Source organism: Ideonella azotifigens, from assembly GCF_006519715.1.
GTDB lineage: Bacteria > Pseudomonadota > Gammaproteobacteria > Burkholderiales > Burkholderiaceae_C > Ideonella > Ideonella azotifigens.
This window is the reverse complement of the sequence record NZ_VIDT01000008.1, coordinates 1-19,005: the sequence shown is the minus strand read 5'-3', so window position 1 is coordinate 19,005 and position 19,005 is coordinate 1. Positions and strand designations below refer to the sequence as shown.

The following is a 19,005-nucleotide window of genomic DNA, read 5'->3' as shown; positions in this document are numbered from 1 at the left end:
TTTCGACGCTGCCCGTGGTGGCGGTCGCCACCAGTGGCGGGCGCGACTCCACCGCCTTGCTGCACGCGACCTTGCGGCAGGCAGCCGGCAGCGGCCTGCAGGTGCTGGCCCTGCATGTGCACCATGGGCTGATGCCTCAGGCGGACGCCTGGCTCGCCCATCTCGCGGCGCAATGCCAGCGCTGGCGCAGCCGCCATCCCCATCTTCGTTTTGACGCCGCCCGGCTGAGTGGCTCGCCTTCGCCCGGGCAAAGCATCGAAGCCTGGGCCCGGCGAGAGCGCTATGAGGCGCTGGCCCGCATGGCTAAGGCGCATGGCGCAGGCCTGGTACTGCTGGCCCATCACCGGCGCGACCAGGCAGAAACCGTGTTGCTGCAAGCCATGCGCGGCACGGGGCCTGCTGGCTTGTCGGCCATGCCCGACCTGATTGAACGCGAAGGCATCGTCTGGGCTCGCCCGTGGCTGCAACAGCCGGCGCAGGCCATCGAAGACTATGTGCGGCGCCATCGGCTGCGGCACATCGAGGACAGCAGCAACCACGACACCCGCTTCGACCGCAATCGCTTGCGGCATCAGGTGTTGCCGGCGCTGAACCAGGCGTTTCCGCAGGCCGAGCAGCAGCTGCAGCGCTTGGCCGAGCAAGCCCAGGCCGCCGCAGCGCTGATCCACGAGGTGGCTGCGCAAGATCTGGCGGCAATGGGCGCGAGCCAGGCCGGGATGCCGATGCAGGCTTGGCTGTGTCTCTCGCCGGTCCGCCGGCGATTTTCACTGCAGGCCTGGTTGCAGCATCGTCAGGCCGATGTGCCGGACAGCCTGGTGGCGCGTCTGCTGGCGGAACTGCCGCGCGCCAGGCAGGGCAGGTGGCCGCTGGGACCCGATTCGGAATTGAGGCTTTACCGCGGCGTGCTGCAGCCGCTCAGCTTGCCGCTCAACAGGGTCGTCGAGGCCGCATCGCTGCAATTGCCCCAGGTGGTCGAGCCTGGCGAGTGGCACGCACCGGCTTGGCAAGGCCGCCTCAGGCTCAGCGCCGCCAGCGAAGGCGGCGTTCCGCTCGCCTTGCTGGCCGGCGCATGCCTCGCGGCGCGAACCGGCGGCGAGCAATTCCAGCGGGCACCGCGTAGCACGCTGCGTTCGCTGAAAAAACAGTTCCAGGCTGCGGCGGTGCCGGCCTGGGCGCGGCAGGCGCCGCTGCTGTACGGGGCGGGCGGTCAGCTTTTGTTCGTGCCGGGATTGGGTGTGGACGCCAGGGCGTTGGCTGCGCCGGGTGAGCCGCAGCTGCGGCCCGAATGGCTGGCCGAGCCGGCAGAGCCCACGTAAACGACAGCGCGGCAAGCCAGGCTTCGCCATTTGCCAAGCAAGCCTCTGCCCGGGAATTCGACAGATGGCAACCGCTAGAATGTAGGGTTTCGCGTGGCCATGCCGGTCACCGTCCACCGCATGCGCAGCCAAGCCTTCGCGGCGGCTTGTTCAGCTACTTTGGCATCCTCACATGGCTTTGATCGTTCACAAGTACGGTGGCACATCAATGGGTTCGACGGAGCGCATTCGCAACGTCGCCAAACGCGTTGCCAAATGGGCCCGCGCCGGGCACCAGATGGTGGTCGTGCCCTCGGCCATGAGCGGCGAAACCAATCGCCTGCTGGGACTGGCCAAGGAGTTGTCGCCCGCCCAGCAAACGCCCGCCATGCTGCGCGAGCTGGACATGATTGCCTGCACCGGTGAACAGGTCTCGGTGGGCCTGCTGTCGCTGGCACTGCAAGCCGAAGGCATGGACGCGATCAGCTACAACGGCTGGCAGGTGCCGGTGAAGACCGATTCGTCCTACACCAAGGCCCGCATCCAGAGCATCGACGATGCACGAGTGCGTGCCGACCTGGCCGCCGGCAAGGTGGTCGTCATCACCGGCTTCCAGGGCATCGACGAAGACCACAACGTCACGACGCTGGGCCGCGGCGGCTCTGACACTTCCGCCGTCGCCATCGCCGCCGCGCTGAAGGCGGCCGAATGCCTGATCTACACCGACGTCGATGGTGTCTACACCACCGACCCCCGTGTGGTGCCCGAAGCGCGCCGGCTGCACACCGTGAGCTTCGAGGAAATGCTGGAAATGGCGAGCCTGGGCTCCAAGGTGCTGCAGATCCGCTCAGTGGAATTCGCTGGCAAGTACCGCGTGCCGCTGCGCGTGCTGTCCAGCTTCACGCCCTGGGACATCAACATTGACGAAGAAGCCAAGTCGGGCACCCTGATCACTTTCGAGGAAGACGAAAAGATGGAACAAGCCGTTGTATCGGGCATCGCCTTCAACCGCGATGAAGCCAAGGTCACCGTGATGGGCGTGCCTGACAAGCCTGGCATCGCGTACCAGATCCTCGGCGACGTCGCCGAGGCCAACATTGATGTGGACGTGATCATCCAGAACGTCTCGCACGACGGCAAGACCGACTTCTCGTTCACCGTGCACCGCAATGATTTCCAGCGCACGATGGACCTGTTGAAGAACAAGGTCGCACCGGCCACCGGTGCCGCCACCGTGCTGGGCGACCCGAAGATCTGCAAGGTCTCCATCGTCGGCATCGGCATGCGCAGCCACGTGGGCGTGGCCAGCAAGATGTTCCGCACGCTGAGCGAAGAGGGCATCAACATCCAGATGATCACGACCAGCGAAATCAAGACTTCCGTCGTGATCGACGAGAAGTACATGGAGCTGGCGGTGCGCGCGCTGCACAAGGCCTTCGATCTCGACGCAGACAATTCTCCGGTCGCCGAGAACATGAGCTGAACTGGTGCCCCCGAACCTGCCGCTCTGCGGCAGGCCCCTCGAGGGGGTAAAGAAAACTTGGGAGCGGCCCGGCGTTTTCTTTAGAAACCACTGTTTTTGTGGCTAGAATGCGAGCTTAGGTTGGAGACGTGACCGAGTGGCCGAAGGTGCTCCCCTGCTAAGGGAGTATGGGGCTTAAAACTCCATCAAGGGTTCGAATCCCTTCGTCTCCGCCAACCTACGAGAGTAAAAACGGGTCCTTCGGGACCCGTTTTTCATTTCCGCGTCGAGTTTCATCGGCCGGCGGATTGAAGTACCTTTTCGAGTACCGCTCACGGTTTGCACCGGCTGCCGGCAGGGACGTTCAGTCCGCCGACAACACCACACGCCGCTTCAGGCTAACCTGCGCCTCCCCACTTCAAGGACAGGACAAGCCCCATGAGCAGCACGCTTCGAAGCATTCCCCTGCAACGCATCGACGGCACGCCGACCACGCTGGGCGAATATGCCGGCCAGGTGCTGCTGATCGTCAACGTGGCTTCCCAATGCGGCCTCACGCCGCAGTACAAGGGGCTGGAAGCGCTGTTCGAGCAGCACAAGGCGCAGGGCCTGCAGGTACTGGGTTTCCCGTCCAATGATTTCGGCGCCCAGGAACCGGGCACCGAAGCCGAGATCGCCTCCTTCTGCGACCTGAACTATGGCGTGAGCTTTCCGCTGTTCAGCAAGCTGCAGGTCAACAGCGCGCCGCGCCACCCGCTGTATGCCGCGCTCATCGAAGCCCAGCCAACGGCCCAGCCCTCGGGCGACGACAAGCTGACGACCGCGCTGACCAAGTACAACATGCGGCCCAAGGCGCCGACCGACGTGCTGTGGAACTTCGAGAAGTTCCTGATCGGCCGCGACGGCCAGGTCCTGGCCCGCTTTGCACCGGACGTGGCGCCGGACCATCCGGCGCTGATCGCCGCGATCGACGCCGCACTGGCGGCCTGAGCCCAACGCTCCACCGGGTTTCAGGCCGCTGCGCGCTATGCTGGCGCCATGGCGCTTGAAACCCTTGAAATGCAATCTGGCGACTTCCCCGTTGCCAGCATCATCGTGCTGCACGGCCTCGGTGCCGATGGCAACGACTTCGTCCCGATCGCGCAGGAACTCGACCTGTCCGTGGTCGGCCCGGTCCGCTTCGTGTTCCCGCATGCGCCGGTGATCCCTGTCACCTGGAACAACGGCATGCGCATGCGGGCCTGGTACGACATCCATGGCAGCGACCTGGTGCGGCGCGAAGACGAAGCCGGACTGCGTGCCTCTTTGTTGTCGGTGCAAGCTTTGGTGGACCGCGAAATCGAACGCGGCATCCCGGCGAACCGCATCGTGCTGATGGGCTTTTCGCAGGGCTGCGCAATGAGCCTGCTGACGGGCCTGCGCGCACCGAAGCGACTGGCCGGCATCGTCGGCCTGTCCGGCTACCTGCCCTTGTCAGACACGACCGCCTCCGAGCGCAGCAGCGCCAATGCCGACGTGCCGGTGTTCCTCGCGCACGGCCAGTACGACCCCGTCGTGCCGCTGGCGCGCGGGCAGGCGGCGCACGACACGCTGCAGTCGCTGGGCTACCCGGTCGAGTGGCACACCTACCCGATGGAACACTCGGTCTGCGGCCCGGAGATCGAAGACCTGAACCGCTGGCTGCTGAAAGTGCTGGCCTGAGCGGCTCAGATTGCCTCAGATTGCTTCAGCGCCGCCGATTGATCGGCGGGCCCAGCGTCAGCGTGGTGCCAGGTGGTGCCCAGCCCAGCGATGGGCTGTCGGCACAACCCAGGTATTGCTGCACGGCGTGCAGTGCCGTGCCGACCGCGTCGACCGCCTGGCGCAGCTCAGGCACCGAAACGCCGAGACGGCTAGCCCAGTAGTCGGCTTGCGCCGGATCGTGCGCACTCAGGTGCACCGGGTTCTTCAGGTCTTGCTCGTAAAAGGCGACGGGCATTGCAGTCTCCTGTCCCAACAAAGGGTGGCTTGTGTGGCGCCGAAACTGCTGGCGTGCGAAGTTTCAAAGCATTGCAGAAACGGCAATCGGCATGCCGGAAAACGCCGGCCCCGACTGCTTGGGCCGCTCTCTGCGCATGGCGGCAGCCAGTAGCGTAGCCACACCCTGGCGTGCTGCAAGTAGGCGAAGACCGACAGCACTTTGCGCGTTTGCCCCGCGGCCATTGATCGCCGCCACCCTTAGCGTGTTTGCTGCATCACAGCATTTGCGGACACAGCTCAAAGGGAGGAGCGTTCATGGGTCTCGAAACACGCAGCGCGCAACAGCGCGCGGCTCCACGTTTGCTGGGCGGCTCGCTGGCCGTCTGGCGCGGCCGGCCATCGCCCCTGGGCGCAAGCTGGGACGGCGCGGGTGTCAATTTCGCGCTCTACTCGCAGCATGCCTCGCGGGTCGAGTTGTGCCTGTTCGACCCCAAGGGCCGGCGCGAGATTGGCAGGGTGGAACTCACCGAACGCACCGACCATGTCTGGCATGGCTACCTGCCGGCAGCGCGCCCCGGCCTGCTTTACGGCTACCGCGTGCACGGCCCATATGCGCCCGCCAAGGGCCACCGCTTCAACCCGAACAAGCTGCTGCTGGACCCGTATGCCAAGCGCATTGCCGGCGAACTCGCCTGGTCGGACGCGCAATTCGGCTACCGCCTGGGCAGCCGCCGCGAAGACATGGCCATGGACACCCGCGACAGCGCCGGCGGCATGCCCAAGAGCATGGTCATCGACGATGCCTTCACCTGGGGCCATGACAAACCGCCACGCGTGCCGTGGAGCGACACGGTGATCTACGAGGCCCATGTGAAGGGCCTGACCATGCGCCATCCTGGCGTGCCGGAACAGCTGCGCGGCACCTACGCCGGACTGGCCTGCCCGGCGGTGGTCGAACACCTGAAGGCCCTGGGCGTGACCAGTTTGGAGCTGATGCCGGTGCACACCTTCGTCGACGACAGGCACCTGGTCGAGCGGGGCTTGCGCAACTACTGGGGCTACAACTCGATCGGCTTCTTCGCGCCAGACTCGCGCTACAGCGCCAGCGGCGAAATCGGCGAGTTCAAGTCGATGGTGCGCACGCTGCACGATGCAGGCATCGAGGTCATCCTGGACGTGGTCTTCAACCACACCGCCGAAGGCAACCACCAGGGCCCGATGTTCAGCTTCAAGGGCATCGACAACGCCAGCTACTACCGGCTGATGCAGGGCGACGAGCGGCACTACATGGACACCACCGGCTGCGGCAATACGCTGGACAGTGGCAGCACCGCCGCGCTGCGCCTCATCATGGACAGCCTGCGCTACTGGATCACCGAGATGCACGTGGACGGCTTCCGCTTCGACCTGGCCAGCGCGCTGGGTCGTGAACCGCATGGCTTCGACACCCGCAGCAGCTTCTTCGCCGTCATCCGCCAGGACCCGGTGATCTCTGGCGTGAAGCTCATTGCCGAGCCCTGGGACGTGGGCGACGGGGGCTACCAGGTCGGCGGTTTCCCCACTGGCTGGACCGAATGGAACGGCAAGTACCGCGACGTGATCCGCGCATACTGGAAAGGCGAGGGCGGTGTGATTGGTGAGCTGGCCTACCGGCTCAGCGGCTCCAGCGACCTGTATGCCGCCGGCGGCCGTGGCCCCAGCGCCAGCGTCAACTTCGTGACCGCACACGACGGCTTCACACTGCACGACCTGGTCAGCTACAACGACAAGCACAACGAGGCCAACGGCGAGGACAACCGCGACGGCGACTCCAACAACCACAGCTGGAACTGCGGCGCCGAGGGCCCGACCGACGACCCTGCCGTGCTGCAGCTGCGCGAGCAGCAGAAGCGCAACCTGCTGGCCACGCTGTTCTTTTCGCAAGGCGTGCCCATGCTGTGCGCAGGCGACGAAATGGGCCGCACCCAGCATGGCAACAACAACGCCTACTGCCAGGACAACGAAGTCTCCTGGCTGGACTGGGAACTGGACGGCCCAGGAGAGGCCCTGCTGGCCTTCACCCAACGTCTGGCGGCATTGCGCAGCGCGCATCCGTTGTTTCGCCGACGCACTTTCTTCCGCGGCATCGAGCTGGAGGAAGACGGGGCCAAGGACATGCAGTGGCTGCGGCCGGACGGGCTGGAAATGACCCACGCACAATGGGCCGAATCGCATGCACGTTGCCTGGGCGTGCGCCTCTCCGGCCGCGGGTTGGCAGAATCCGACGAAAAGGGCCGGCCCATCAACGACGACGACCTGGTGCTGCTGTTCAACGCCCACCACGAACGCATCGACTTTCAGCTGCCGCCATGCGACCCGCCCGGCTGGGAGGTGCTGATCGACACCTTCGAAGCAGATGGATTGCCCGCCGATGCGGTGCCGCGCAACGGCGGCGGCAGCTACCCGCTGCAGGGCCGCACCATGGTGCTGCTTCGCCACCAGGAGCGGGCGCAGGCCCTCAACGCCTGACCCACCTCGGCACGCCGGCCTACCTCCCCAACAAGCTCGCAGAGGCAGTCTCCTGCGGTTCGGCAATCACCGCTCCAGAACCTTGTCGGCAGCCTGTCGGCCGGCATGAGCAGGAACTGGTTTGTGTTTCCTTGCTTCATGTCACGATCCGGTCATCGACTTCGCCGCACAATAGGCACCACTGAGACGACAAACCGACTGCAGCACTGGGCAGAGACCGGAACCCGTTACCGGCGTCGAAGTACCCGTTGCACCACCGAAGTTGGTGTGAACGGAAGTCTGGGGTCACCTTTGGGTGGCCCTTTGCTTTTGTGGCGCCACATGCGTCACAGGCCAATGGGCACAGCCCGGCCTGTCTCTTTCGGGGTGGTACCAGGCCGGGCATGACGCAAGGCCGAGTTTCTCGGTAAGCTAGGCCGTTGAACGGATGGCTGCCGCTGTCCGCAGCCCGGAGAGAGCCCATGCCTGTAGAGACCGCGCACCCGTTTGCCGAGACCCTGGACGAGTTTGAAACCGCATCGGGCCGCAAAGGCCTGTTCTATTCGCTGCCGAAACTGACCGAAAAGTTTCCCGGCGTGAAGCGCCTGCCGGTGTCGCTGCGCATCGTGCTCGAAGCGGTGCTGCGCCACTGCGACAACAAGCGTGTCGCCCCTGAGCATGTGAAGCAGTTGGCCACCTGGCAGCCGCATGCGCCGCGCAACGAAGAGATCCCGTTTGTCGTCGCCCGCGTGGTGCTGCAGGACTTCACCGGCGTGCCGTTGCTGGCCGACCTGGGCGCGATGCGCAACGCCGCGGCCAAGCTCGGCCGCGACCCGAAGCTGATCGAGCCGCTGGTGCCGGTGGACCTGGTGGTCGATCACTCGGTGATGATCGACTACTTCGGTAGCAAGAAATCGCTGGACCTGAACATGCAGCTGGAGTTCCAGCGCAACCGCGAACGCTACGAGTTCATGAAGTGGGGCATGCAGGCCTTCGACACCTTCGGCGTCGTGCCGCCTGGCTTCGGCATCGTGCACCAGGTGAACCTGGAGTACCTGGCGCGTGGCGTGCACAAGACCGGCAAGAAGGGCGCGCAGGTCTACTACCCCGACACCCTGGTCGGTACCGACAGCCACACCACGATGATCAACGGCATCGGCGTGGTCGGCTGGGGCGTGGGTGGCATCGAGGCCGAGGCCGGCATGCTGGGCCAGCCGGTGTATTTCCTGACGCCCGACGTGGTCGGCTTCGAGCTCAGCGGCGAACTGCGCGAAGGCGTGACGGCCACCGACCTGGTGCTGACCATCACCGAAATCCTGCGCAAGCAGAAGGTGGTGGGGAAGTTCGTCGAGTTCTTCGGCGAAGGCACGGCCAGCCTCAGCGTGCCGGACCGCGCCACCATCGGCAACATGGCGCCCGAATACGGCGCCACCATGGGCTTCTTCCCGGTCGACGAGCGCACGCTGGACTACTTCCGCGGCACCGGCCGCAAGAAGAGCGAGATCGAGGCATTGGAGGCCTACTTCAAGGCGCAGGAGCTGTTCGGCGTTTCGCGCGCAGGCGACATCGACTACTCAGCCGTTGTGAAGCTCGACCTCGGCAGTGTCGTGCCATCGCTGGCCGGTCCGAAGCGGCCGCAGGACCGCATCGAGATCACGAACCTCTCGAGCAAGTTCACCGAGCTGTTCAGCGACCCGAACCCTGCGGTGGGTTTCAACCAGCCGGCGGAGAAGCTGGCCAAGGCCTTCACCACTTCGGACGAACAGCTGCAGATCCACAACGGCGACGTGCTGATCGCCGCCATCACCTCCTGCACCAACACCTCCAACCCCAGCGTGATGCTGGCGGCAGGCCTGCTGGCCAAGAAGGCGGTGGAGGCCGGGTTGAAGGTGGCGCCGCACATCAAGACCTCGCTGGCACCCGGCTCGCGCATCGTCACCGAATACCTCACCCGCGCCGGCCTGCTGCCCTACCTGGAAAAGCTGGGCTTCAACCTGGCTGCCTACGGCTGCACCACCTGCATCGGCAACGCCGGCGACCTCACGCCGCAGCTCAACGAGGTCATCATGACCAACGAGCTGGTGTGCGCGGCCGTGCTCTCGGGCAACCGCAACTTCGAAGCCCGCATCCACCCCAACATCAAGGCCAACTTCCTGGCCTCGCCGCCGCTGGTCGTCGCCTACGCGATTGCCGGCAACGTCACGGTGGACCTGATGACCCAGCCGCTGGGCATGGGCAAGAAGGGCAGGCCGGTATACCTGGGCGACGTGTGGCCCAGCAGCAGCGAAGTGCAGGCGCTGATGAATTACGCGATGGACCCTTCGGCCTTCCGCGACAACTATGCGCAGATCGCCGACAAGCCGGGCAAGCTTTGGGAGCGCATCCAGGGCGTCTCGGGCCAGGTCTACCAGTGGCCCGAGAGCAGCTACATCGCCCAGCCGCCGTTCTTCGAGCATTTCGAGCCCAAGCCGGCGTTCACCGCGGCCGGCGTGCAAGGCGCGAAGATCATGGCCTTGTTCGGCGACTCGATCACCACCGACCACATCTCGCCGGCCGGCTCGATCAAGCCTTCGTCACCCGCAGGCCAGTACCTGCAGGGCCGCGGCATCCAGCCAGTGGACTTCAACAGCTACGGCTCGCGCCGCGGCCACCATGAAGTGATGATGCGCGGCACCTTCGCCAACGTGCGCATCAAGAACCTGATGATCCCGGCCAAGCCGGACGGCAGCCGCGAAGAGGGCGGCTGGACGCTGCTGCAGCTGCCAGGCGCAGCACAAGGCTCGAAGGTCTTCATCTACGACGCCGCGATGCAGTACATCGCCGCGAAGGTGCCCACCGTGATCTTCGCTGGCGAGGAATACGGCACCGGCTCCAGCCGCGACTGGGCCGCCAAGGGCACGCAGTTGCTGGGCATCAAGGCCGTGATCGCGCGAAGCTTCGAGCGCATCCACCGCTCCAACCTGGTCGGCATGGGCGTGCTGCCGCTGCAGTTCAAAGGCACCGACAGCTGGGGCAACCTGGGCCTGGTCGGCGACGAGACCATAGCCATCGTGATCGACGGCGAACTCTCGCCGCAGCGCGACGTGATCCTGCGCATCACCAAGGCCGACGGCAGCATCGAGGACCTGTTGCTGACGCTGCGCATCGACACGCCCATCGAGGTCGACTACTACCGCCACGGCGGCATCCTGCCGTATGTGCTGCGGCAGTTGATCAAGGCCTGAAGCCGGACGACCGGCGCCTCATCGGCGTCGGTCGTCCCTGCATCACATTCAGGCTGGCAGCGGCCGGTTCGTTGGCAACACGAGCCGGCCTTCGTCATCGCCCGGCACGTGGCCGATGCCGCCCGCCGCCCAGACCTCGCCAGCCGTGACAATGCGTTCGCGCTGCGTGGACACGAAGTTCCACCAGATCAGCCGGTGGCCGTCCAGCGGCGCGCCGCCGATCACCATGACGCGCTGCGCCTGGCCGGTCGTGCCGGCCAGCTTCACCGGCTGGCCGGCGGGCAACACGGCCAACGTGCGCGGTTCGACCGTTTGGCCATCCAGCAACAGCGGCTCGGAAACCGGGTAGACCGCACGTTCCTCCGCGAGCGCTGGCAGTGTGAATTCGACGCCGGGCGCCAGTTGCAGGTCCAGGTAAAGCGTTTCGCTCAAGGTCTGCACCGGCGATTCAAAGCCCAGCGCCTTGCCGATCAACACCCGCAGCTTGTGGCCGCCGGGCAGCGTGTGCTCGGGCAGTTCCGAAGCGGCTGTGTGCGAAAACGCTGGCTCGCTTTCTTCGTGCGCCGCCGGCAGCGCGGCCCACAACTGCAGGCCGTGGTTCATGTAGGTCGCCTGCGCCAGGTCTTCCGGGCGGCGCTCGGAATGCACGATGCCGCGGCCGGCGCTCATCCAGTTGATCGCACCCGGCTCGATGCGTTGCACCGAGCCAATGCTGTCGCGGTGCATCATCGCCCCCTCGAACAGGTAGGTCACTGTGGCCAGGCCGATGTGCGGATGCGGCCCCACGTCATGCCGGCTCTCGGGCACCACCTGCACCGGACCGAAGTGGTCAAAGAACAGGAACGGGCCGACGGCTTGGCGCTTGGCCGAAGGCAGCAGGCGGCTGACGGTGAAACCGCCACCCAGGTCCTTGGTGTGACCCGTGAGCAGCAGGGGCGAGGAGTGGGGCGCTTCGTGGGGCGTGGCAGGGCTTTGCATCGCCCGATTTTGCTGCGCCGCCGCCCGAAACACCATCTCCCGGAAGGGTCAGGACGGCTTTGCGGGCCTACAGCCGCGGAATGGCCAGCACGCCCGCCTGGTGGAACTCCACCGTGCCGAACAGACCACCGCCGATCTTGCCCTTGATCAGGTACGGCACTTCCTTCTGGCCGCCCTTGTCGCGGACGAGTTCGCTGGCCTGGCGCAGCAGCGCCACGGTGGAGACTGTGAGCGGCAGCGTGACGACGGTTTCACCAAAGCGCGGCAGCGTGCCCTTGTCGTTGCTCACGCCACTGGCCAGCGGCTTGCCGTTCAGTTCCATGTCCACGGCCAGGCCGTCGTAGTCCAGCGAGATGTCGTTCGGGTTCTGCACCCGCAGCTTCACCACGAAGCGCGCTTCCAGCCCATGCACACCCAGGCTCTCTACGCTGGCCACCGTCACCTTGATCTTCTCCAGCTTGCCCATGCCGGCGCAGCCGCTCAGCAGTGTTGCCGCGGCCAGTGCCGAGGCGGCGAAACCGGCGAGGAGACTGCGGCGGGAGGAGGGCGACGAGAGGGGAAGCATCGACTGCATGGCGGACCTTGGTGCGGAACAAACGATGCTAACGCGCGCGGGCTCGTCGGCGTTCACCTGGGCCTGGTGTCTTCAGGACGGTGCCATCACCATGGCCTGATCCCCATCGTCATGTGCGGCCAGGTCTGCACCGGCGGCTTCCCAGGCGTTGATGCCGCCGATCAGCGGCCGGGCGCGGGTGTGGCCATGGCTGCTCAGCGTGCGTGCGCCGAGCGCGGCGGACACGTCGTTCGGGCAGTTGCAATACAGCACGATGTCGCGGTCGCGCGGCAGGCGTGGTGCGTGTTCGGCCAGGTCCGGCAGCGCAATGCGCATGGCACCCGGGATGCGTCGGCGGTCTGCCGCCTGGCTGCCGGCCGAGCGCACGTCCACGATCAGCGGTGGCTGCTCCTGCGCCATCAGTTCCAGCAACTCTTCGACGCTGATGCGCGGCATGTCCAGGTTCAACAGGAAGCGGCGGCGGCGCCAGTAGCGCAGCGCCACCGCGGCGGCCAGCAGCACCGCCAGCAAACCCAGCGCGTACATGCCGGTGTTGGCCAGCACACCGAGGATCTGCTCGATCTGGCTGCTGAAGACCCGACCAATGCCGAAGAACAGCCCCGTCCACAACAGCCCGGCCAGCGCGTCGTAAGCCAGGAAGCGGCGCCAGGACATGTGCAGCGCGCCAGCCATGGGTGCTGCCACCACCGAGATGCCCGGCACGAATTTGGCGGCCACCAGCGAAGCGCCGCCCCAACGCGTGATCAGCGATTCGCTCTGGCGCACGCAGGAGTCAGGCGACAGCGAGATGCGGCACAGCAGCCGCATCACGCGGTGGCCAAAACGCTGGCCGCCCCAGAACCACACCGCATCGCCCGCCAAGTTGGCCAGCAGCGAGGCCATCACCGTGCCGCTGCTGGAGAGGAGCCCGCCCGCCGATAGGCCGCCCGCCACCACCAGCAGCGGCGCCGCCGGAAAAGGCGCACCGGCACGCGCGGCCAGCGTGACCAGGAACACCAGCAATACGCCGTGTTGCAACAGCAGGGCGATCAGGTCTTTCACGGGGGGACTCACACAGGAACAGCGGGGAAGGGAAGCGACAGCCTTGATTGGAACAGCAAGCCTCAAGCCGCAGCGGCATCAAGGCCATCGACCAGGCGCTGCGCCAGCCGCGGTTCGCGCAGCTTTTCCAGCCACCAGTTCAGGGCCCGGCCCTGCGCCTCGCCGCGCCAGCCAAGGTACAGCAGGTTCGGGTCACGCGGCTGCGCCACCTGTTTCTCGACCAGCAAGCCCCGCGCCAGCAAGGAAGCCACGCGTTGCCGAGGCAGCCAGCCCACGCCCAGGCCTTCGCACTGCGCGCGGATCTTGGCCCGCATCGACGGTACCGCCAGCGTTGGCTGGCCGCCCAGCACGCCATAGCTGCGGCCGACCGACTGGCGCGAGCTGTCGCCGACGACGACCGAGCGGTGTGCCGTCACCTCCGCCGGGTCCAGCGGCTCTGCTGCCTGAGCCAGCGCATGGCGCGGCGAGACTGCGAACACCCAGGCCATGCTGCCCAGCTCCGCCCACTGCAGCCCGGCAATGACCGGTGGCTCATTGGTCGCGCCAATCACCAGGTCGGCCCGGCCCTCGCGCAGCGCCTCCCAGGTGCCGCCCAGCACCTCGTGCGTGATGCGCAACGACACGCCCGAAGCCAGCGCGTCGAAATCGCGGATCACCGGCAGCAGCGTTTCGAATTCCAGCAACTCGTCGGTGACGATCCAAAGCCGGTCTTCCCAGCCGCCGGCCACCTGCTTGACGCGACGTGTCAGCCTGGAAACGTCTTCTCGGATGCGCCCGGCCTCCTGCACCAGCAACTGGCCGGCAGGCGTGAGCTGCAGCCGGTAGCGGCGCCGGTCGAACAGCAGCGCGTCGAAGCGGTTTTCCAGCTGCCGCGCCGCGTGCGAGACGGTCGACGGCGCCTTGCCCAGCTTGGCGGCGGCGCGCGTCAGGCTGCCGGTGGCCTTGATGGCTTCCAGCAGCGCCAGTTCGTCCTCCGACAACATGTGCAACTCCTTCGAACGTTTGCGTCGAAGCGATGGTACGGCAGCGGCCCCTGAAAAACAGACCATGACGGCACGGCATCCCGCCGAGCAACCCAAACAGGAGCTTCACCATGACCCGTTTCACCAACAGCACCGTCCTCGTCACCGGCGGCACCAGCGGCATCGGCTTCGCCACCGCCCAGGCATTTGCCAACGAAGGTGCCCGCGTCATCGTCACCGGCCGCGACCAGGCGCTGATCGACCAGGCCCTTGCGCAACTCGGCGCTACCGCTCAAGGCCTGCGCAGCGATGCTGCCAACCTGGCGGACGCGAAGGCGCTGGCTCGCACCTTGGCCGAACAACATGTTCGATTGGACGCCATCTTCATCAACGCTGGCACCGCCCAGTTCGCCAGCCTGGCGGACGCTGACGAAGGCCTGTGGGATCGCATCTTCAACGCCAACGTGAAGGGCGCCTTCTTCCAGATCCAGGCGCTGGTGCCGCTGCTGAACCCGGGCGCGTCCATCGTGCTGAACGGTTCGATCAACGCCCACATCGGCATGCCGAACTCATCGATCTATGCCGCCAGCAAGGCCGCGCTGATCTCGCTGGCCAAGACGCTGTCGGCCGAACTGCTGCCGCGTGGCGTGCGGGTCAATGTGGTCAGCCCCGGCCCGGTGAGCACGCCGCTGTACGGCAAGCTGGGCATGGACGCCACCACGCTGGACACCGTCGCCGCGCAAATCCAGAGCCAGGTGCCGTTGGGCCGCTTCGGCCTGCCAGCCGAGATTGCCTCGACCGTGCTGCACCTGGCGGCCAAGGAATCGGCCTTCATCGTCGGCACCGAAATCATCGTGGACGGCGGCATGAGCCAGCTTTGAGCGCTCTACGGTTTTCAACACCCTAGAACGACTGTTGCGGCCAGTCTGCAAACCGGCAGGCATTCACCCTGGCGCGGCAGGCCGCGCCTTATGATTTTTTCCGAGGCTGGCGCTTGCCGGCCTGCTCAAGGAAACAGGGTGAATGAACAAAGAGAAGTACTTGGCGCGGTTCGGCTACACCGGTCCGCTTGAGCTGAACCTGGAAACGCTGGCCGGCCTGCAACTCGCCCATCTGTTGGCAGTGCCTTTCGAGAACCTGGACATCCACGGCGGCCCGCCGCTGCACCTGGACCCGGAAGGCCAGTACGACAAGATTGTCGAGCGCCGGCGCGGCGGCATCTGCTACGAGCTGAACGGCTTGTTCGGCTGGCTGCTGCAGGCACTGGGCTTCGAGGTGGTGTTCCTGTCTGCCCAGGTGCATGGCGCAGACGGCAAGCCCGGGCCGGCTTTCGACCACATGGCATTGCAGGTGACGCTGGACGGTTCGCGCTACCTGGTTGATGTCGGCTTTGGCGACTCGTACATGCAGCCGCTGCGCATTGGCAGCACCGACACGCACCGGCAGGGCAAGGACGTCTACCACCTACAGCCGGAGGGCGAAAACCTGCTGCTGATGCGCGCCACCGATTCGAGCGAAGTCGCGGCGCCCAAGCCCAGGCCGGTGTTCCTGCTGTCTTTGCAGCCGCAGCCACTGGCGGCCTTCGAAGCCATGTGCCGCTTCCACCAGAGCTCGCCCGCGTCGCACTTCAGCCGCAAGATCATCTGCTCCAAGGCCATTCCTGGTGGGCGCATCAGCCTGAGCGACCACATCCTGATCACCACCGAAGGCTCACGGCGCCGCACCCAGCGCCTGGCCACAGAGGTCGATCAGGCGCGCGCGTTGATTCAGTACTTTGGCGTGGTGCGCTGAGCAGGTCGCAAGGTCAGATGCCTTCGGTGGGTGGAAACTTTCCCCATGAGCCACGCGACATCCAATGAATCGAAGGTTCTGCTTTATTTGACATAATATACATTGTCGCGTATTCATGGCCGTTGCCTCGCGGCAAGGCTGCCGGTCTGGCCGCAAGTTGCCGAAGGTGCTGGTGCGGCTGGTCGGGCGGGCTGGCCTCCAACCTTCGAGATGGACAGTCTTGCTTGACTCGGTGAGCAGCGATGCGGATACTGTATGAACATACAGTATCAGGCATTCACCATGCAAACCCACTACCGCGAGAACTACCGCCCCGCACGTTCCATTCGCTTGACGCGCCTGGCTTACCTGCTTTGGGGATGGCTGTAGTCGCCATTGGTGATCGTTGGCAGCACTTGCTTGCCAACGGTGGCAGCCTGTCGCTGTGCGGCGGTTCAGGCCAGCCGGACGCCACCAGTCCGTCCGTTCGTTTCGTGCTGCAGCCGGGGCTGCGAGCCGTGGGCTGTCAGTCAGCCAGGAATTCGTCGCTCAGTTCCATGTCGGGTTCGTGGTCGATCTCTGCGTCGAAGTCGGCCACGCCGCCAATCTTCGGGATCAGCGGACGGTCCAGCGGGCGGCACACGCGGCGTTGCAGGCGGTTCAGGCGGTCTGAACGTTCGATGGCCTGGAGGATGACTTCCGGGTCGGTCATCATCATGAACGGGTTGCTCAGGCTCTGGATGTCGCGCATGGTGGTGGGCTCTCTAGGCGGGCTCCGGTGTGGAACCCATGGAACGCACTGTAGGGCGACGCTTGTCAGGACATAAGTCGGAGCGCCGACAAAGCCTCTGTCGGTATTCATCTGACAAGGGTGTCAGCGGCGCCGGGCGGCGGGGGTGAGGAAAGGACCCGAGCGCCGCCAGTTTTCGCAGGCTCAGCCTGGCTTCGCCGCCAGCGCTTCGAGGTCCTTGGCCAAGCCTTCGTGGCCGGCCTTGCGTGCGTAGTCGCTGGCGTGGCGGTCGCCCCCATCCACCAGTTTCGGGTCGGCGCCACGGCTCAGCAGCAGCCTGGCACTGTCTATCGTGCCGTAGCCCGCGGCCATCATCAGCGGCGTGTTGCCATTCGGCCCGCGGGCTTCCAGCTCGGCGCCATGGCTGAGCAGCAGGATGATGGCGGCCTGTTGCCCGCCCGAAGCAGCGTAGTGCAGCGGCGTCCAGCCTTTGCGGTTCACGGCAGCACCCAGCGCGATCAGTTTTTTCATCGCGTCGATCTGGCCCTTCATCGCGGCCATCATCAGCAGGGTTTCGCCCTGGGCATTGGTGCCCTCAGGGTCGAGACCAGGCCAGCCCAGCAGCAGCTCGGCAGCCTTTTCCGAATCGTTGCGGAAGGCCATGTACAAGCCGTGCTGGCCCTTGGGGTTGCGGGAATTGACGTCGAAACCGGCGCGCAGCAGCTTTTGCAGGCCCTCCGGTCGATCCAGCTCGATGTAGAGGAAAAAGTCGCTGTAGCTGTCGGCCTGGGCGCCCTGCCCGACCATCAGTCCGGTGGCGGCCATCGCGGCAAGCCCACCGTGCTTCAACAATTCGCGCCGCTTCATGCCGTGGTGCCTCGACCTTCCTTGTTCACCGGCGCCACCGAGACGCCGAAAAGGCGCTCGAAGTTGACCCGGGTCGCGTCCGCGATCTGCTCGACGCTGCATTGCTTCTGCCTGGCCAGCTCGGCCGCCACATGCGGCACCAGCGCAGGCGTGTTGGTCTTGCCACGGAACGGCACCGGTGCCAGGTAGGGGCTGTCGGTCTCGATCAGGCAGCGGTCCAGCGGCACATAGCGTGCGACCTCGCGCAGGTCTTCGGCATTGCGAAAGGTCAGGATGCCGGAGAACGAGATCAGGAAACCCAGGTCCAGCGCGGCGCGGGCCACGTCCATGGTTTCGGTGAAGCAATGGAACACGCCGCGCGGCGCGGGCTGGCCCGCGCTGGCGGCTTCGCGCAGCAGCGCCACCGTGTCCTCGCTGGCCTGGCGGGTGTGGATGACCAGCGGCAGGTCGGTGGCCTGCCCCGCGCGGATGTGCACCCGGAAGCGCTCGCGCTGCCAGGCCATGTCGGCAATGCTGCGGCCGTTCAGGCGGTAATAGTCCAGCCCGGTTTCGCCAATGGCGATGACCTTGGGATGCGCGGCCCAGCGCAGCAGCAAGGCTTCGTCGGGCTCGGTCTCGCCTTCGGTGTCGGGGTGCACGCCCGCGCTGGCCCACCACTGCGGGTCGGTCTCGGCCAGCGCCACGACCTGTTCGATCTCCTCGACACGGGTGCTGATGCACAAGGCCGCGCCGACCTGGGCTTGCGTCATCGCGGCGCGGATTTCCGGCAGGCGCTCGCGCAGCTCAGGAAAGATCAGGTGGCAGTGGGAGTCGACGAACATCCGGATGGGAAACGGTACGAGGCGGGAAGTCAGATGGTCTGGGTCGGCTTGGACGATGAGATCGAGGTGCCGAGGATTTCCTCGATGCGCACCTTCAGCATGCGCGTCTTCTCATCACTCGGGAAACGCACACCCACCCCCTGGGTGCGGCCGCCGGAGGTGTTAGGCGGCGTGATCCAGCCGACCTTGCCGGCGACCGGGTAGCGCTGGGGGTCGCCAGGCAGCGAAAGCAGCAGGTAGATGTCATCGCCGAGCTGGTAGTCGCGGGTGGTTGGCACGAACAGGCCGCCATCGGAAAACAGCGGCACATAGGCGGCATACAGCGCGCCCTTTTCGCGGAACACCAGCTGGATGACGCTTGGGCGCCCGCCTCCACTGGTGCTGGGGGTGGCAGGCACGGCGGGCAGCGAGGCAGATCCGGGGGGAGTCTGCGGGCTGCGGCTGTCAATGTCGCTCATGGGGCTAGTGTAGGCAGGTTTCAGACGGGCCAGGGCCGGGATGCCGGGTCAAGCGCGGATGCAGTCGGGCTTGCATCACGAAGCTTCAAGCAGCGCCGGCCCGGCTCGCGCGTTTGCGCAGCAAGGGCTGCAACTGGCCCAGCAGGGATTCCAGCACCAAGCCGGCCTGCCAAGGATGGTCTTCATGGCGACGCACGCGCTGCAGCTCGCGGCTCCATTCGGACAGCGCCGCCCAATCGGCCACCGCCGGCAGGGCTTCGGTGGGGAAATAACGTGGCACGCCGCCACAGCTGCGCGCCATCAGGTCATGGCACAGGCACTGCAAGGTGTGCAGCGCCTGCGGCAGCGGCCAGCTGGCCAGCATCGCCCAGTCGCCT

17 protein-coding genes, 1 tRNA gene and 1 pseudogene are annotated in these 19,005 nt (G+C 66.0%); 9 read left to right on the top strand and 10 right to left on the bottom strand.

What is annotated here, in order from left to right; translation table 11 throughout:
- The first annotated feature begins 17 nt into the window (after positions 1–17).
- The 5 genes from tilS to FKP22_RS01410 all read left to right on the top strand — a co-directional run bounded on the left by tilS (position 18) and on the right by FKP22_RS01410 (position 4,458).
- Positions 18–1,316, top strand: coding sequence for a tRNA lysidine(34) synthetase TilS (gene tilS / locus FKP22_RS01430; RefSeq protein ID WP_231012153.1), 1,299 nt, complete (start codon positions 18–20; stop codon positions 1,314–1,316).
- Between the two features lie 172 nt (positions 1,317–1,488).
- Positions 1,489–2,778, top strand: coding sequence for an aspartate kinase (locus FKP22_RS01425; protein ID WP_141284467.1), 1,290 nt, complete (start codon positions 1,489–1,491; stop codon positions 2,776–2,778).
- Positions 2,779–2,900: 122 nt separating this feature from the next.
- Positions 2,901–2,993: transfer RNA gene (locus FKP22_RS01420), tRNA-Ser, on the top strand.
- A gap of 202 nt (positions 2,994–3,195) precedes the next feature.
- Entirely contained in the window at positions 3,196–3,747 is a 552-nt protein-coding gene (locus FKP22_RS01415; protein WP_141284465.1) for a glutathione peroxidase, read from the top strand.
- A gap of 48 nt (positions 3,748–3,795) precedes the next feature.
- A complete protein-coding gene (locus FKP22_RS01410; protein WP_141284463.1) occupies positions 3,796–4,458 on the top strand; it encodes an alpha/beta hydrolase in 663 nt (220 codons plus the stop codon).
- Positions 4,459–4,483: 25 nt separating this feature from the next.
- On the opposite strand, the gene FKP22_RS01405 is transcribed toward FKP22_RS01410, so the two are convergent.
- Positions 4,484–4,735, bottom strand: a complete 252-nt coding sequence (locus FKP22_RS01405) for a DUF3606 domain-containing protein (RefSeq protein ID WP_141284461.1) — start codon at positions 4,733–4,735, stop codon at positions 4,484–4,486.
- Positions 4,736–5,031: 296 nt separating this feature from the next.
- On the opposite strand from FKP22_RS01405, the gene glgX reads away from it, so the two are divergent.
- Entirely contained in the window at positions 5,032–7,224 is a 2,193-nt protein-coding gene (gene glgX / locus FKP22_RS01400) for a glycogen debranching protein GlgX (protein ID WP_141284459.1), read from the top strand.
- Between the two features lie 461 nt (positions 7,225–7,685).
- Complete coding sequence (acnA, locus tag FKP22_RS01395; RefSeq protein WP_141284457.1) at positions 7,686–10,427, top strand: aconitate hydratase AcnA; 2,742 nt, start codon at positions 7,686–7,688, stop codon at positions 10,425–10,427.
- 48 nt (positions 10,428–10,475) lie between these two features.
- Here the strand turns inward: acnA and FKP22_RS01390 are convergent, their stop codons facing one another.
- From FKP22_RS01390 to FKP22_RS01375, 4 genes are all read right to left on the bottom strand, one after another.
- On the bottom strand, positions 10,476–11,405 hold the full coding sequence (locus FKP22_RS01390; protein WP_141284455.1) for a pirin family protein: 930 nt from the start codon (positions 11,403–11,405) through the stop codon (positions 10,476–10,478).
- A 67-nt stretch (positions 11,406–11,472) separates the two neighbouring features.
- A complete protein-coding gene (locus FKP22_RS01385) occupies positions 11,473–11,979 on the bottom strand; it encodes an LEA/WHy family protein (protein WP_231012154.1) in 507 nt (168 codons plus the stop codon).
- 72 nt (positions 11,980–12,051) lie between these two features.
- Positions 12,052–13,020: a DedA family protein/thiosulfate sulfurtransferase GlpE gene (locus FKP22_RS01380; protein ID WP_141284453.1), complete on the bottom strand. Its 969-nt coding sequence runs from the start codon at positions 13,018–13,020 to the stop codon at positions 12,052–12,054.
- 62 nt (positions 13,021–13,082) lie between these two features.
- Positions 13,083–14,003 (bottom strand): LysR family transcriptional regulator, encoded by a 921-nt coding sequence (locus FKP22_RS01375; protein ID WP_141284451.1) that lies wholly within the window; start codon positions 14,001–14,003, stop codon positions 13,083–13,085.
- 110 nt (positions 14,004–14,113) lie between these two features.
- On the opposite strand from FKP22_RS01375, the gene FKP22_RS01370 reads away from it, so the two are divergent.
- The gene (locus tag FKP22_RS01370) at positions 14,114–14,863 is read left to right on the top strand and encodes an SDR family oxidoreductase (RefSeq protein WP_141284449.1); all 750 of its coding nucleotides are present in this window, start codon (positions 14,114–14,116) and stop codon (positions 14,861–14,863) included.
- 142 nt (positions 14,864–15,005) lie between these two features.
- Positions 15,006–15,773 (top strand): arylamine N-acetyltransferase family protein, encoded by a 768-nt coding sequence (locus tag FKP22_RS01365; protein ID WP_141284447.1) that lies wholly within the window; start codon positions 15,006–15,008, stop codon positions 15,771–15,773.
- A gap of 505 nt (positions 15,774–16,278) precedes the next feature.
- Here FKP22_RS01365 and FKP22_RS01360 read toward each other — a convergent pair.
- The 5 genes and pseudogenes from FKP22_RS01360 to FKP22_RS31705 all read right to left on the bottom strand — a co-directional run.
- A complete protein-coding gene (locus FKP22_RS01360; RefSeq protein ID WP_141284445.1) occupies positions 16,279–16,503 on the bottom strand; it encodes a hypothetical protein in 225 nt (74 codons plus the stop codon).
- A gap of 183 nt (positions 16,504–16,686) precedes the next feature.
- Positions 16,687–17,349, bottom strand: coding sequence for an ankyrin repeat domain-containing protein (locus FKP22_RS01355; RefSeq protein WP_170200690.1), 663 nt, complete (start codon positions 17,347–17,349; stop codon positions 16,687–16,689).
- A complete protein-coding gene (locus FKP22_RS01350; RefSeq protein ID WP_141284441.1) occupies positions 17,346–18,170 on the bottom strand; it encodes a TatD family hydrolase in 825 nt (274 codons plus the stop codon). The genes FKP22_RS01355 and FKP22_RS01350 overlap by 4 nt, the downstream gene beginning before the upstream one ends.
- A 29-nt stretch (positions 18,171–18,199) precedes the next feature.
- Positions 18,200–18,628 carry a PilZ domain-containing protein gene (locus FKP22_RS01345; protein ID WP_141284439.1) on the bottom strand — a complete coding sequence of 143 codons (429 nt, stop codon included), beginning with the start codon at positions 18,626–18,628 and terminating at the stop codon, positions 18,200–18,202.
- Between the two features lie 85 nt (positions 18,629–18,713).
- Positions 18,714–19,005: pseudogene (locus FKP22_RS31705) on the bottom strand (DNA polymerase III subunit delta'); the annotation flags it as partial.